The sequence below is a fragment of the Gordonia sp. C13 genome (assembly GCF_023218005.1).
GTDB classification, from domain to species: Bacteria; Actinomycetota; Actinomycetes; order Mycobacteriales; family Mycobacteriaceae; genus Gordonia; species Gordonia namibiensis.
The window spans coordinates 68,034-83,389 of record NZ_JALPSY010000017.1; the positions used below are offsets into that span (position 1 = coordinate 68,034).

12 protein-coding genes are annotated in these 15,356 nt (G+C 69.1%); all 12 read right to left on the reverse strand.

Features of this window, described 5'->3' with window-relative positions; all coding sequences use genetic code 11:
• Positions 1–47: 47 nt before the first annotated feature.
• Positions 48–3,251, reverse strand: coding sequence for an isoleucine--tRNA ligase (gene ileS / locus M1L58_RS14415; protein WP_308221816.1), 3,204 nt, complete (start codon positions 3,249–3,251; stop codon positions 48–50).
• Positions 3,252–3,575: 324 nt separating this feature from the next.
• On the reverse strand, positions 3,576–4,451 hold the full coding sequence (locus M1L58_RS14420; protein ID WP_248659403.1) for a hypothetical protein: 876 nt from the start codon (positions 4,449–4,451) through the stop codon (positions 3,576–3,578).
• Positions 4,452–4,485: 34 nt separating this feature from the next.
• Positions 4,486–5,295 carry a DivIVA-like cell division protein Wag31 gene (gene wag31 / locus M1L58_RS14425; protein ID WP_006868153.1) on the reverse strand — a complete coding sequence of 270 codons (810 nt, stop codon included), beginning with the start codon at positions 5,293–5,295 and terminating at the stop codon, positions 4,486–4,488.
• Between the two features lie 300 nt (positions 5,296–5,595).
• Complete coding sequence (locus tag M1L58_RS14430; protein WP_006868152.1) at positions 5,596–5,937, reverse strand: YggT family protein; 342 nt, start codon at positions 5,935–5,937, stop codon at positions 5,596–5,598.
• A 56-nt stretch (positions 5,938–5,993) separates the two neighbouring features.
• Complete coding sequence (locus tag M1L58_RS14435) at positions 5,994–6,707, reverse strand: cell division protein SepF (protein ID WP_006868151.1); 714 nt, start codon at positions 6,705–6,707, stop codon at positions 5,994–5,996.
• A 122-nt stretch (positions 6,708–6,829) separates the two neighbouring features.
• Positions 6,830–7,594, reverse strand: coding sequence for a YggS family pyridoxal phosphate-dependent enzyme (locus M1L58_RS14440; protein ID WP_248659424.1), 765 nt, complete (start codon positions 7,592–7,594; stop codon positions 6,830–6,832).
• A gap of 26 nt (positions 7,595–7,620) precedes the next feature.
• Positions 7,621–8,346, reverse strand: coding sequence for a peptidoglycan editing factor PgeF (pgeF, locus tag M1L58_RS14445; RefSeq protein WP_006868149.1), 726 nt, complete (start codon positions 8,344–8,346; stop codon positions 7,621–7,623).
• 5 nt (positions 8,347–8,351) lie between these two features.
• Positions 8,352–9,527: a cell division protein FtsZ gene (ftsZ, locus tag M1L58_RS14450; protein ID WP_006868148.1), complete on the reverse strand. Its 1,176-nt coding sequence runs from the start codon at positions 9,525–9,527 to the stop codon at positions 8,352–8,354.
• Positions 9,528–9,822: 295 nt separating this feature from the next.
• Complete coding sequence (locus M1L58_RS14455) at positions 9,823–10,524, reverse strand: cell division protein FtsQ/DivIB (protein WP_248659404.1); 702 nt, start codon at positions 10,522–10,524, stop codon at positions 9,823–9,825.
• The gene (gene murC, locus M1L58_RS14460) at positions 10,521–12,131 is read right to left on the reverse strand and encodes a UDP-N-acetylmuramate--L-alanine ligase (RefSeq protein ID WP_248659405.1); all 1,611 of its coding nucleotides are present in this window, start codon (positions 12,129–12,131) and stop codon (positions 10,521–10,523) included. The genes M1L58_RS14455 and murC overlap by 4 nt, the downstream gene beginning before the upstream one ends.
• A gap of 71 nt (positions 12,132–12,202) precedes the next feature.
• A complete protein-coding gene (gene murG, locus M1L58_RS14465; protein WP_248659406.1) occupies positions 12,203–13,411 on the reverse strand; it encodes an undecaprenyldiphospho-muramoylpentapeptide beta-N-acetylglucosaminyltransferase in 1,209 nt (402 codons plus the stop codon).
• A 73-nt stretch (positions 13,412–13,484) separates the two neighbouring features.
• Complete coding sequence (gene ftsW, locus M1L58_RS14470) at positions 13,485–15,356, reverse strand: putative lipid II flippase FtsW (RefSeq protein WP_374112728.1); 1,872 nt, start codon at positions 15,354–15,356, stop codon at positions 13,485–13,487.

Here is a 15,356-nt window from a genome sequence, read left to right on the forward strand (position 1 = left end):
AGACACCGACGGCGGCAGAAATGTGACAGTCAGCGCGAGATCGCTGGTCAGCCGACCTTTGCGACGTCGGCGGTGACGCCGTCGCCGAGCTCGATGGCTCCCGGCGCACCTTCGGCGGTGACGTCGAACTCCACGGCGAGGACCTCGCCGGCGACGAGGTCGGCGTGGGTCTGTGCCCATTCCAGACGCTCGGCCGGTACGACGAGGCGCACCGCGATGCGGTCGGAGACGTCCAGGTCGAGGTTGCGGCGCGCATCCTGCAGTTCGCGCACGCGATCCTTGGCCCAGCCCTCGGCCTCGAGCTCGGGGGTCACCGTGGTGTCGAGCACGACGAGACCCTTGCCACCGGGCAGCTCGGCGGTGGAGTCCGGTTCGACCGCCACCAGCTTGCGGCTGTACTCGCCGTCCTGGAGTTCGATGCCGTCGGCGACGACGACCTCCGCGCCGTCGGCGTTCGTCTCCACCGACCAGTTGCCGGACTTCACGGCCTTGATCGCGCGCTGGACGTCCTTGCCCAGGCGCGGGCCCGCGGCGCGGGCGTTGACCGCGATCTCGTAGCGGCCGTACTCGCTGGCGTCGGTCGCGAGCGAGACGGACTTGACGTTCATCTCGTCCTTGACCAGGTCGACGTACGGCTCGAGTGCGGCCGCGGTCGGCGAGGCCACGGTCAGACCGGGCAGCGGCAGGCGGACGCGCAGCTTGTTGGCCTTGCGCACGCTCGACGCGACCGAACAGACCGCCTGGACCTCGTCCATCGCCGCGACCAGGTCGGCGTCGGCCGGGAGCTCGTCGGCAGTCGGCCAGTCGGTCAGGTGCACCGAACGGCCACCGGTGAGTCCGCGCCAGATGGCCTCGGTCGCCAGCGGCAGCAGCGGCGACGCGAGCCGCGACGCCACCTCGAGCACGGTGTACAGGGTGTCGAAGGCGTCGGTGTCCTCATCCTGGCCGGCCCAGAACCGTGCACGCGAGCGGCGCACGTACCAGTTGGTCAGCGACTCGACGAACTCACGGAACGCATCGCACGCACCGGCGATGTCGTAGGTGTCGAGCGCCTCGGTCATCACCTCGCGCGTGGTGGCGAGCTTCGCCAGGATGTAGCGGTCCAGGACGTTCTGCGAGTCGGTCCGCCAGGTCGCCGGGCGATCTGCGTAGAGCTGCAGGAAGCTGTAGGCGTTCCACAGCGGCAGCAGCGCCTGACGGACACCCTCGCGGATGCCACGCTCGGTGACGACGAGGTTGCCGCCGCGCAGGATCGGCGAGGCCATCAGGAACCAGCGCATCGCGTCGGAGCCGTCGCGGTCGAAGACCTCGTTGACGTCCGGGTAGTTGCGCTTGGACTTGGACATCTTCTGGCCGTCATCGCCCAGCACGATTCCGTGTGCGGCAACGGTTTTGAAGGCAGGACGGTCGAAGAGCGCGGTCGCGAGCACGTGCATGGTGTAAAACCAGCCGCGCGTCTGACCGTTGTACTCGACGATGAAGTCGCCCGGGTTGTGCGCCACCGCCGAGGCCGAGTCCCCACCGTCGAACCAGTCGCGGTTCTCGAACGGGTAGTGCACCTGGGCGTACGGCATCGACCCGGACTCGAACCAGCAGTCGAGAACTTCGGGCACGCGACGCATCGTCGACTGCCCGGTCGGGTCGTCCGGGTTCGGGCGGGTGAGATCGTCGATGAACGGCCGGTGCAGGTTGTCCGGGCGCACGCCGAAGTCGCGCTCGAGTTCGTCGAGCGAACCGTAGACGTCGATGCGCGGGTACTCCGGGTCGTCGGAGATCCACACCGGGATCGGCGCACCCCAGTAGCGGTTGCGGCTGATGTTCCAGTCGCGCGCACCCTCCAGCCACTTGCCGAACTGGCCGTCGCGGATGTGTTCGGGCACCCAGGTGATCTGCTTGTTCAGCTCCACCATGCGGTCGCGGAACTGGGTGACGGCCACGAACCACGACGGCACGGCCATGTAGATCAACGGCTGTCCCGACCGCCACGAGTGCGGGTAGGAGTGCTCGATGGTCTCGTGGCGCAGGATACGGCCGGCCGCCTTGAGGTCCTTGATGATGACCGGGTTGGCGTCGAAGACCATCTGCCCCTCGTACGGCGGGACCTGCGAGGTGAAGCGGCCGCCCGGATCGAGCGGCTGCACGACCTCGATGCCGTTGGCGGTCGCGAGCTCCATGTCCTCTTCACCGAAGGCCGGCGCGAGGTGGACGACGCCGGTGCCGCTCTCGGTGGTGACGTAGTCGCCGAGCAGCACGCGGTGAGAGTTCGGATGTCCGACGAAGAAGTCGAACGGCGGTGCGTAGGAGAGGTTCTCGAGGTCCTTGCCCAGGTGGGTGCCGACGACCTCGGGTTCGGCGATCTCCTTGGCGTACGCGCCCAGCAGCGCCTCGGCCAGCAGGTACTGCTGACCGTCGGCGGCCTTGACGTGCACGTAGGTGACCTCGGGGTTGACCGCGATCGCGAGGTTGGACGGCAGGGTCCAGGGCGTGGTGGTCCAGATCAGCGCATTGACGCCGTCGAGCGAGGCGAGCGGCCCCTCGGGCACCGACAGCGGCATCCGCACGGTCACCGCCGGGTCCTGGCGCATGCGGTAGGCGTCGTCGAGCTTCGACTCCTGGTTGGACAGCGGCGTCTGCTCGTACCAGCTGTAGGGCAGCACGCGGTAGCCCTGGTAGATCAGACCCTTGTCGTAGAGGGCCTTGAACGCCCACATGACCGACTCCATGAAGTCGAGGTCGAGCGTCTTGTAGTCGTTGTCGAAGTCCACCCAGCGCGCCTGACGGGTCACGTAGTCGCGCCACTCGCCGGTGTAGCGGAGAACCGAGTCACGGCAGTACTCGTTGAACTTCTCCATGCCCATCTTCTCGATCTCCGACTTGTCGGTGATCCCGAGCTGGCGTTCGGCCTCGAGTTCGGCGGGCAGACCGTGTGTGTCCCAACCGAATCGGCGGTCGACCTTCTTGCCGCGCATGGTCTGGTACCGGGGTACCACATCCTTGACGTAGCCGGTCAAGAGATGGCCGTAATGCGGGAGGCCGTTGGCGAAGGGCGGGCCGTCGTAGAAGACGAACTCCTCGGCGTCGGCACGGTTGGCGATGGACGCGGCGAAGGTCGAGTCGGCATCCCAGTACTGCAGGACGTTCTGCTCCACGGATGGGAAATCGGGCGCGCTGCGGCCCGTCCCACCCGTCATGTCGACCTTGGGGTACACACGTCCGGTCGCGTTCGCGCCCGTCTCGTTCGTGTCGGTCACGGCTCGTCTCCTCGTGCCTGGTGATGTCTCTCCTCGGCACGGGGACGCACACCGGAAGGTCTGCGCGGTACCACCCCGCTTGCGCCGGCACTCCGGCGCCACTCATCGGATCGCGCGGGTCTCCCCGTACGGTCCCGTGGCTGTGACGGGCCACTCCCGCCCGGTTCTACTGGGAGCGCTGCTCGGTTTCCACCGCAGCGGCTCTGTTCTTCCGGGTGCTCCCCGGTGATGGCCGGATCGACGCGTCAACCAGTGTAACGACGCACCGCCCGAACAGGCGAATCGGTATCGCCGTCCGGGCGGTGCGTGGTCGAGAACGAGAGATCAGTCGAGCGGTGGACGCCAGTTCGGGTCGAGCGGATCGAAATCCGGCGCACGACGCCGGCCGGGGCGCGGTTGCGGCGACTCGGGCTGCTCCCCCTGCGGTCGCTCACCCGACTGGGCGGGATCGGGTCGCGCGGAGTCCTGGCCCTGAGGCCACGCCGGAGGCTGCCCCGACGACGGTTGTCTGTACTGCTGTTGAGGCCCCGCCTGCGGGTTCCCGTACTGCGAACTCCCGTACTGCGGTGGCCGTGGCCCATCGGGACGGGGCAGCTCGCCGCCGGGCGACTGCTGACCCGGCGCCTGGTACGGCGCGCGAGGCGGCTGGCCCGGTCCAGTCCGACCGGGCGGTCCCTGACCGGGAACGGGTGTCGGACCGGAGTTCGGCTGGCCGACCGGCTCACCGACCGATCGCAGGTAGTCCTCGAGGTTGCCCTCGCGACGCTCGGGGGCCGGACGGCTCTCGGGCACATCGGGCCGAGACGGCGTCGGCCCAGACGACGCCGGACCGGACGGTGCGGCCATACCGGGTTCGAAAGGGGGCTGCTCGTAGGCAACCGTCTTCTCACCGGCGCCGGAGTCCTGCGTCGACGTCGAGTACCTGCGAGTCCGGGACTCGTCGTCATCGCCGCGGGCGCCGGGTGAACCGGCGTCGTCGCGATCGGCGTCGGCCTCATCGCGTCCGGCTCCGGGGACCATGTCCTCCAGCGATCGAGCGGAGTCCCGGTTGCGTCCCGAGAACACGTCGACGAGCAGAAAGGCCAGGCCGAGGAGACAGATGACGATGCAGGCGACGGCCAGCCACACGGTCCCGGTGATGAGACCGAGGATGAGCAGCACGAACCCGACGAGGGTCGCGCCCAGGGCCAAGGTCAGCACATCACCAGCCTAGGGTGCATGTCCGGTGCGGAGGTCAGCTCGGCGAGTAGCTGCTGAAACCGCCGCTGCCCGGATCGTTCGAGAACGACTGATCGGGACGGCCACCCTCGACCGGTGCCGCGCTTCCGCGCTGCTGCAGCTCCTCGAGCTGCGACTCCAGGTAGGTCTTCAGACGGGTGCGGTACTCACGCTCGAACGTCTTGAGCTGTTCGATCCGGCCCTCGAGCACACCGCGCTGCTGGTTGATCGTGCCCATGATCTCGCTGTGCTTGCGCTCGGCGTCGCTCTGCAGCGCGTCCGCGCGCTCCTGCGCCTGGCGCAGCTGCGCCTCGGAACGGGTCTGGGCGTCGGCCAGGATGGCCTCCGAACGCTGCCGCGCATCGGCGAGCATGGCGTCGGACTTGCTCTGCGCCTCGGAGACCATCGTGTCGGCGCGGGTCTGCGCGTCGGCCAGCATCGCGTCGGCGTCGGCGCGGGCACTGCCGGTCAGACGGTCCGCGGTGTCCTGCGCGAGTGCGAGAACGCGGGCGGCACGCACGTTGGCGTCGTCGTTCGACGCTGCGGGCTGCTGGACCGGAGCGGGCTGCTCCTGGGCCGGCGGCTTGGCGAACATCTGGGTCCGCTCCTCGGCGGGGGCTGCGCCGGCACCCGACCGGGCGTCGGCGACCTCACCCTCGAGTTCCTCGACGCGCTGCTTGAGGTCGGTGTTCTCTTCGATCAGCCGGGCGAGCTCGGCCTCGACGAAGTCGAGGAACTGATCGACCTCATCCTCGTTGTAGCCGCGCTTACCGATAGGCGGTTTGCTGAACGCGACGTTGTGCACATCAGCTGGAGTCAGCCGCATGTCGGTTCCCCTCGTGTCTGTGGTGGAGCTTGTGTTCAGTTGGCGTGCCGTCCAACCCGGATCGCGCGACGTGAGTCGTTCGACCAATACAGGTTGTCACTAACTATTCATACCAGTCAAAATCTGTAACTGGCGTCCAATCCTGTCACATGCGAACCGTAGGTCGCACTGTTTGATGCCGAGCCCGACCGAAACTCCTCCGAACGGGCAGGGCATCGAAGACGACAACCAACGGTAGTCCATCGACGTACCCCAAGGTACCCGGGTCGCAAGAGGCCCGGTGGGTGACTCGTCGGCGGATCAGGAGCGGATGAGAACCAGTGCGGTGGCGAGCGAATCGGCGACCGCGTCGGCGCGGAGACCGTTCACGATGTTCATGGCGATGATGACGACGAGCATGACGATCATCAGCGACAGATCCAGGCGGATCGGGCCGAGCGGGATCGGCGGGAGGATCCGGCGCAACGCCTTGATCGGCGGATCGGTCAGCGTGAAGACCGTCTCGATGATCACGACCGCCACCCCGGTGGGCCGCCATTCGCGGGCGAACGTCCGCACCAGCTCGACGACGAGCCTGCCGAGGAGAAGCAACCAGAAGACCAACAGGATGTAGTAGAGGACACCCAACAAAATCGCAGCCACGCGTCAAGATTGCCTGAAGAGCACCCGACGGTGCGAACCGAGGGTGCCCACCTGCATCAGGAGTGGTTGTAGAAGCCGGTCTCGGCGATCTTGCGGCGGTCTTCGGGCGACACATCGACGTCGGCCGGCGACAGCAGGAAGACCTTGGTGGCCACCTTGTCGAAAGAGCCGCGCAGTGCGAAGGCCAGGCCCGCAGCGAAGTCGACGAGGCGCTTCGCATCGTCGTTGGTCATGTCGACGAGGTCCATGATGACCGGGTTGCCGTCGCGGAAACGCTCACCGATGGTGCGGGCCTCGCTGTAGTCCGAGGGACGCAGGGTGGTGATCTTCTGCAGCGGGCCGTCGGCGAAGACACGCTCGAGCTCACGATGTTCGGGCGCGGCCGGGCGCGACGAGGCGGCCCGCAGGGCGGCACTCGACGAACGCTGCAGCGGTTCGAGGCGTGCAGCGGACCGCATGGGGGCCTCGGGAGCCGGACGCGGTCCGGCGTAGGCGAACTCGGGGGCGAAGTCGCCGGCGAGTTCGTATCCGCCGTCGAAATGACGGTCGTCGTAGGCCATCTCGTCGCGGTAGCCGGCCTCGCGGAAGCCCGGGTCGCGCAGGGCGGGCTCGTAACCGGGGTCGTAGGAGCCGTCACCGTAGTAGTCGTCACGGTAGGCACGCTCACGCGACGGGGCACGCAGCGCCGAACCGTCCTCGAGGTAGTCGTCCTCGTACTCGCTGGGCGGCACCATGCCGAAGTAAGCCTTGAACTTCTGCATCGTGGTCATAGTCGGCCTCTCTGTCGTGCGACGCCGGTGTGCAGCCGTGCCGGATGGTGCATCTGATGTCACTGTGCTTGCTGAGATGTCTGCGCTTGCTGTGTCACTTGGTTCTGTTGTTACCAATGTGATTACTGAGAGACTAGCGGCCGATCGCCCATGATCGCGGTTCCGACACGCACGCATGTCGAGCCGGCTGCAACCGCCTCCTCCATATCACCCGACATGCCCGCGGACAGTTCGACGGCGTCTGCGTACTGGTCGCGAAAAGCGTTGTGAATACGGGCGGATTCGGCCATCCAGTGCTTCCGATCGCCGGATAGCGGGGCGATGACCATGAGCCCGCGCAGCGCCAGTGCGTCCTCGTTCGACACCTGATCGGCGAGTGCGGGGAGATCCGCCTCTACGACGCCGCCGCGTTGTGGGTCCCCGTCGAGACTCACCTGGAGCAGCATCCCGAGACGTTCGGTCCGCTCCCCCTCGTCGAGCGCGGCTCGTGCGGCCCGGCCCAGGGCGTCGACCACCTTCGGACGATCCACCGAGTGCACCGCGCGCGCCCACCGCGCGATGGAACGGGCCTTCTTCGACTGGACGGTCCCGATCATGTCGAACACGGGCACGTCGGTGGAATCCTCGGGCGCCCACTCGGCGAGGACGTCGGCGACCTTGCGGCCGGCTTCGGGTTCACGGGATTCCCCGAACGAACGGACGCCCAGGTTCAGCAATCGGCGGACGTCGACGGCCGGGAAGTACTTGGTGACGACCAGCAGTGCACACGACCCGGCGGGACGGCCCGCAGCCGCGACGGCCGCGTCGAGCCGCCCGCGTACGGCTTCGAGTCGCTCGGACAGCTCGGCGGTGCGTGCGTCATCGAGAGAGTCGCTCATGTCCCCCATCATTCTCCGCGTGGAGCGCCGGGGGCCTACTCCCCGTCCGGCGCACTCTCGTCGTCCATCCAGATCACCGATGCCAGGCGGCCGGTCGGTGCGCCACGCCGGTGGCTGAAGAGACTCGTGTCCGAGATCGTGCAGCGCGGGTCGACGGCGACCCCGGCGACCCCCGCCTCGAGGAGCTGCCGGCGCAGACCGGCACGGAGGTCGAGGCCCGTCGTGCCCTTCTTGGTGCGGCTCGCGCTCCCGGGCAGATGCTTCTCGACGTCGGCCTGCATCGCCGGGGGCACCTCGTACTGCTCGCCGGATGCGGCCGGGCCCAGGAACGCACCGATCGACTCGATGCGCGCACCGAGGTCGACCATCACCTTGAGCGTCTCGCGCACGATGCCGATGCGCGCCCCGACACGACCGGCATGGACACCGGCGATCACGCCGGCCTCGTCGTCGCTGAGGAGCACCGGCACGCAGTCGGCCGAGAGCACGGCGAGCGCGAGGCCCGGCGTGGTCGTCACCAGCGCATCGGTCGCCGGGACCGGTTCGGTGACCGGACCGTCGACGACCGTCACGTTGCGGCTGTGGATCTGCTCCATCCAGACGACCGACGAAGCAGGCAACCCGATCTGCTCGGCCAGACGATTTCTGTTGGCGGACACCGCCTCCGGGTCGTCTCCGACATGGTCACCGAGATTGAACGAGTCATACGGTGCCACCGAGACGCCGCCGGCACGCGTGGTGACCACACGACGTACCCGCATGCGGGTCAGCGCTTCATGAAGGACGGCACGTCGACGTCATCGTCGTCGAGGTGCACGGTGTTGCGACGCGGGGGCTCCGGCTCACGCTCACCACCGAAGGGATCACCCGATCCCTTGGGGATGTCACCGAAGAGCGGGTCGCTCTTCGGCGGCGGCGACACCGCGCCGGCCTGCCCCTGACCGACGGCCGAACGGCCGGCGGCCGCGGCGGGCACGTCCGAGCGCTTCTTCGGGGTGCCGCCGTCGAAACCGGCGGCGATGACGGTCACGCGGACCTCGTCGCCGAGGTTGTCGTCGATCACGGTGCCGAAGATGATGTTGGCGTCCTCGTGGGCCGCCTCCTGGACCTGGGTGGCCGCGTTGTGGATCTCGAAGAGGCCGAGGTCGCTGCCGCCGGCGATCGAGATCAGCACGCCCCGAGCACCTTCCATCGACGCCTCGAGCAGCGGCGAGTTGATCGCCGACTCGGCCGCCTTCTTGGCGCGGTCCTCACCGCGGGCCGAACCGATGCCCATGAGGGCGCTGCCGGCGTCGCTCATGACGCCCTTGACGTCGGCGAAGTCGACGTTGATCAGACCCGGGGTGGTGATGAGGTCGGTGATGCCCTGGACACCGTTGAGGAGGACCTCGTCGGCGCTGCGGAAGGCGTCCATGAGGCTCACCTGCGCGTCGCCGAGCTGGAGCAGGCGGTCGTTGGGGATCACGATGAGGGTGTCGCAGGACTCCCGCAGCGCGGTGATGCCCGCTTCGGCCTGTCCGCCGCGACGCTTGCCCTCGAAGGAGAACGGACGGGTCACCACGCCGACGGTGAGAGCGCCGAGCTTGCGGGCGATCTGCGCGACGACCGGTGCACCACCGGTGCCGGTGCCACCACCCTCGCCCGCGGTCACGAAGACCATGTCGGCACCCTTGAGGAGTTCCTCGATCTCGTCGCGGGCGTCCTCGGCGGCGCGGCGACCGACCTCGGGGTCGGCGCCGGCACCGAGGCCACGGGTGGAGTCGCGACCGACGTCGAGCTTGACGTCGGCGTCGCTCATCAGCAGGGCCTGCGCGTCGGTGTTGATCGCGATGAACTCGACTCCCTTGAGCCCCTGCTCGATCATGCGGTTGACGGCATTCACGCCGCCGCCGCCGATGCCGACGACCTTGATGACGGCCAGGTAGTTGTGCGGTGGCGTCATGCGCTCGCCTTCCTCGTAATGGGTCGTGCTCGATGTTCCGTTGCTGATCTCTCAGCGTGTTCCGGTGCTGAGGTCTCAGCGGCTGAGTTGCTGGCAAAACCCTAAACCTGAACCATAGATTTAGAGTTATGTCAAGTAGTTCGTTGTGGGGATGACGCTAGGCATCCCGGGCCCCGGTATCCACAACAGCGCCCGGCGTGTCGGGAAGTCGCTCCCGAATTTCGGTGAATTTCTCACATCTTCAACGAATCTGACGCGATTCCCGACGCGTGCGGGCGACCGGCGGCCGCCGCGCTCACTTGTAGGCCGGGAACTCGGGGCTCGAGACGTTGTACATCTTGGCGTCCCGGCTCAACAGGTACGTGAGGGTTCGCGCCTTCTCCGCTCCCCGATCGCTGTCACCCCAGATGACCCGGCGGTTCTCGGTGAGGATGAACTCGATGTCGACCGGCGAGCTCGCCGACAACCGTTTGACCTGTCGCGCCAGCGATTCCGGTAATCCGGCGACCGCGGTGATCGCCTCCCGGGTGGTGGGATCGGCCGGGCCCGGGTTCGGGGTCTCGAGGACGGGGAGCTTGAGCACCTCCGGTGGCACGCCCTGGGCGCGGACGTAGTGGAGGAAGGACACCCCGGACCGGTCGAGGACGTGGACCTCGTCCCCGCTCGTCACGATCACCACCGGCACCCGCTCGACGACGGTGATGGTGAGCGTCGACGGGTAGGACCGCTGGACGCGGGCGGATTCGACGGACGGGATGCCGGCGACGCGCTGCGCGACGGCGCGGGTGTCCACCTGGAGGAGAGGTGTCCCCTGCGGGACGGCCGCGACGCGCAGGATCTCGTCGGCCGGGATCGAACCGTTGTCCCGGATGTCGGTGCCGCGCACGGCCATCAGTGGGGTGAGGTAGGCGATCAGGACCAGCCCGACCCCCGCGGCGACGACCATCAGGGTGCCGAGGATCAGGCGGGACCGGCGGCGGGTCGGCCAGCGGATCACGAGACCCGTCCTGTGAGGCCCCCGTCGCCGGGGCCCTCACCGGTCGCGGGCGTCGCGTCGTCGGTCGCGGTGTCCGCGCCGAGTGCGGCCAGGATCTCGGGCCCCTGCATGGTGATGTCGCCCGCGCCCAGGGTCAGCACGACGTCTCCGGGTCGGGCCAGGCCGGCGACCTGACCGGCCAGCCGCGACAGATCCGGTGCGAACAACGACGGCCGGGTCAACTTGTCGGTGATGGTCCGGCCGCTGACACCGGGGATCGGAGCCTCACGGGCGCCGTAGACGTCGGCGACGACCACGGTGTCGGCGAGGTCGAGGGCGGCGGCGAACTCGTCGGCGAACTCGACCGTGCGCGAGTACAGGTGGGGCTGGAAGACCGCGATGACGCGACCGCGTGGCGCGTCGGGGCCGACCCGCGCGGCCATCATGGACTGCGCCGCGGACAGCACCGAGCGCACCTCGGTGGGATGGTGGGCGTAGTCGTCGATGACCTCGACGCCGCCGCGGCGCCCGCGGAACTCGAAGCGACGATGGACCCCGCCGAACGCGCCGATCCCCGCGAGGATGCCGTCGAGGGCACCTGCGGCGTCGGCGGTCGCCGCGGCGTTGACGCGCACGGCACCGATGACCGCGGCGATCGCGTTGAGCGCCATGTGTTCTCCCGGCAGCGGGAGGATGAGTTCACGTTCGACGACGGTGCCGGTCTCGTCGGCGGGGCCGGTCACCGGCGCGGTGAAACGGACCCGTGCCGCTCCCCCGGCGGCGCGCGGTTCCCACGACAGCTGGGTCGCCACGTTGGGCACGCCGGGCGCGAGGACCGCGTGAGTGCCGCGGCCGTAGCCGAGGACCGCCACCCCGCGCTCGGCGAGATCGCCGCGGACACGTCCGGCGAGTGCCGCGGATCCGGGATCGTCGAGGCAGACCACAAGTGTGCCGCCGGTCCGGATGCGTTCGGTGAACTTGTCGAACACCTCGACGTAGGCCTCGATCGAGCCGAAGAAGTCGAGGTGGTCGGCGTCGATGTTGGTGACGGCCACGACATCGGGCGTGTACTCGAGCAGCGAACCGTCGCTCTCGTCGGCCTCGGCCACGAAGACCGGGTCGCCGCCGTGATGGGCGTTGGTGCCGGATTCGTTGAGCTCGCCGCCGATCGCGAACGACGGGTCGCTGCCGGCGTGCTGGAGCGCGACGACGGCCATGGACGTGGTCGAGGTCTTGCCGTGCGTCCCGGCCAGCAGCAGCGTCCGGTCACCCTCCATGAGCTGGGCGAGCACGCGCGGGCGCAGCAGGATCGGGATTCCCCGCGAGCGTGCGGCCACCAGCTCGGGATTGGTCTTGGGGATGGCGGCGTGGGTGGTGACCACGACCGACGGACCACCCGGGATCTGGTCGAGTGCGGACGGATCGTGTCCGACCTGGACACGGGCGCCGCGGGTGCGGAGTTCGAGGATGCCCCGGCTGTTCTTGGCGTCCGATCCCGACACCTGGCCGCCGCGGGCGAGCAGGATGCGCGCGAGCCCGGACATGCCGGCGCCGCCGATGCCGACCATGTGCACGCGGGCGAGCTGCGGCGGCAGTCCTCCGGTTCCCACAGTCGTCCCCTCGCTCATGTCGTCACCTCCCGCTCCGGGTCCGGTCATCTCGCCGGCCCTGTCCCCTCCGACCCGGTCCCGTCCAATTGTCACTGTTCGCCGGCCGATCGGCGCGAACGAAACGCCTTACGGGACGGTCGCCGGCCCGCGCGGAACCCGCGAGCCAGTTCGAGGGCGGCGTCGGCGACGGCCGCGGCGGCGTCGCGATGGCCCGTGCCCGCGGCCGCCGCGGACATCTGCTGCAGTCGTTCGGTGTCCTGCAGGAGGGCCGGGACCTCGCGTGCCACCCACTCCGCGCTGACCGCCGAGTCCTCGACGATGAGTCCGCCGCCGGCCTCGACGACCGGTAGCGCGTTGAGGCGCTGTTCGCCGTTGCCGTGCGGCAGCGGGACGTAGACGGCGGGCAAACCGGTGGCCGACACCTCGGCGACGGTCATCGCGCCGGACCGGCACATCACCAGATCGGCGGCGGCGTAGGCGAGGTCCATCCGCTTGAGGTAGCCGACGCCGCGGTACGGCGGGGCGCCCTCGACGATCACCGGGTCGATCGAGTTCTTGGGCCCGTAGGCGTGCAGGACCCCGATTCCCGCCTTCGCGAGTGCTTCGGCCGCTCCCGAGACCGCGGCGTTGATACGTTGCGCGCCTTGGGAACCACCGAAGACGAGCAGGGTCGGGGCATCCTCGTCGAGTCCGAAGTAGTGGCGCGCCTTGGCGCGCAAGGCCGGCCGGTCCAGTTCGGCGAGGACCCCGCGGACCGGCATGCCGACGACGGTGGCGTCGAGCCCGGAGCCGTCGACGGCGGCCAGGACACGGTCGGCGAACCGGGCGCCCACCTTGTTGGCGATGCCCGCCGAGGCGTTCGCCTCGTGGATGACGATCGGGATGCGATTGCGTCCGCGTAGATGCATCTGCGCGGCGAGGTAGGCGGGCACCGACACATACCCGCCGAAGCCGACGACGACGTCGGCGTCCACGTCGGCGAGCACCTTGCGAGTCGCGGCGACCGAGGACACCAGGCGCCCGGGGGTCTTGGCGAGGTCCATCCCGGGTTTGCGCGGCAGCGGAACCGGCGGGATCAGCCGCAGGTCGTATCCGCGTTCGGGCACCAGGTCGACCTCGAGGCCGCGGTTGGTCCCGAGCGCGGTGACGCGGGCCGTCGGGTCGATGCGGGTGATCGCGTCGGCCACGGCGAGTGCGGGTTCGATGTGTCCGGCGGTCCCGCCGCCCGCGACCACCACCGACAGCGGCCGCCCGCCCGGGCCTCCGGTCGTATCAGATTGTGCTGCACCCGAACTCACCGGCTCTGTCACTCCATCTCCAGCCACTGTGCACGTCTGTCCCACGCAGCGGCATCGCCTGTCGCGGGAGCCGTCAGCGGCGTCCCGCGCGGCCGTGTGTCGGCCGATCGCGCCCGGGGTCGGCGGACCTCGGCGTCCGCGGCTGATGCGCGCCCGCCCGCCATCCCGGTGACGCCGAGCGACGTGCACTGCCGGCGCCGGGATACCCGCCACGGTAGTCGACGCCCGCTCGTGCCGACGGCGCAGGTCGGGTGCGACCTGTCGCTGCCGGACGCCGTGCGGATGCACCCCGTGCAGGTGCCGGTTCGGCAGTCTTCGCCCGTTTCCACGGCATGGTGAACCGGCCCTGGCTTTCAGCCGGTTCGGCCGGTCGTCCGCGACCGGTCGACGCTCCTGCCCGTCCGGATGCCCCGACCCGGCCCGGTGCACCCCGTCCGGTTGTGCGGCCCGCGGGCCGTCCGCTCGCCGAGCGACGCTGGTCGAGCCGATCTCGCAGGGTCTCGGCCCGCGTCTGCCGGTAGGCCACCGGCGTCGGGAGCCGCAGGATCCGGGCCAGACGGCCCTGCGATCCGGCGGTGAGGGTCGCGACGGCCTCGGGTTCGTGTCGCGCGGCGTTGGCCAGGAGGCCGAGCATCGCGAGCACGGTCAGCGTCGATGTACCGCCCGCCGAGATGAGTGGCAGCTGGATACCGGTGACCGGCAGCAGGCCGATGACGTAGCCGATGTTGATGAACGCCTGCGCGAGGATCAGCACGGTGATGGTCGCGGTCATCAGGCGCAGGAACGGATCGGTCGAGCGGTGCGCGATGCGGAAGCCGATGTAGCCCAGCAGCACGAACAGGAAGACCACCAGCAGACCACCGAGGAGGCCGAGTTCCTCGCCGATGATGGCGAAGATGAAGTCGTTGTGCGCATTGGGCAGGTAGTTCCACTTGGCGCTCGACTGGCCGAGGCCCACACCGAAGACGCCGCCGTTGGCCAGCGCGTAGGTCGCCTGCCGGGCCTGGTAGCCGGCACCCTGCGGGTCGTCGATGCCGCCGAGGAAGCTCATCACGCGCTGTGAGCGGTACCCCTCGACGAGCGCGAGGATCACCGCGAGGACCACACCGGAGACGGCGAAGGCCGAGAAGACCTTGATCGGCAGCCCGGCGAACCAGAGCATCGCGCCGACGATGATGGCGATGGTGATCGTCGTCGAGAGGTTCGGCTCGAGGATGATCAGCACGCAGACCAGCATCGCGACCGGGACCAGCGGGATCAGGAGCTCTTTGATCGAGGCGTTGTCCCGGCGCCGGGAGGCGAGCAGGTGCGCACCCCAGATACACAGCGCCACCTTGACCAGCTCCGAGGGCTGCACCGACACACCGGAGATGACGAACCAGCGTCGGGCGCCCTGGCTGAGCGTGCCGATGCCGGGGATCAGCACCAGTCCGAGCAGCAGGATGGCGATGGCCATCGACGGCGCGGCGAAGCGCCGCAGCAGACGGACGGGGACCCGCAGCATCAGGTAGAAGACGACGAGGCCGAGTCCGGCGAAGATGACCTGCGTCGTGAACAGTCCGTAGGCCGATCCGTCTTGCGAGTACCCCTCGACCGACGACGCCGACAGCACCATCACCAGACCGAAGGCGGTCAGCATGAACGCCATCGTGAGGACCAGCTGGTAGGAGGCCAGCGGCCGCGCCAGGAGGTTGCGCACGCCTTCGACGAGCATCGCCGGCAACGAGGCCGTCACCGACCCCGCGGTCGAGGCCGCTGCGGAGACCTCGGCAGCCGGCTTCGACAGCGCGGCCGCACCCTCTGACGCCTTTCGACGCACGGACGCTCGCCTGCTCACGTCCGAGGTCTCGTCCGTTCCGTCTTGGAACGAGTCGTCGAGGGTGTCCTCGTCGTCGAAGGTGCTCTCGTCGTCCGCGGCGTCGACCGCGGTCTTGTCGGTGCTCAC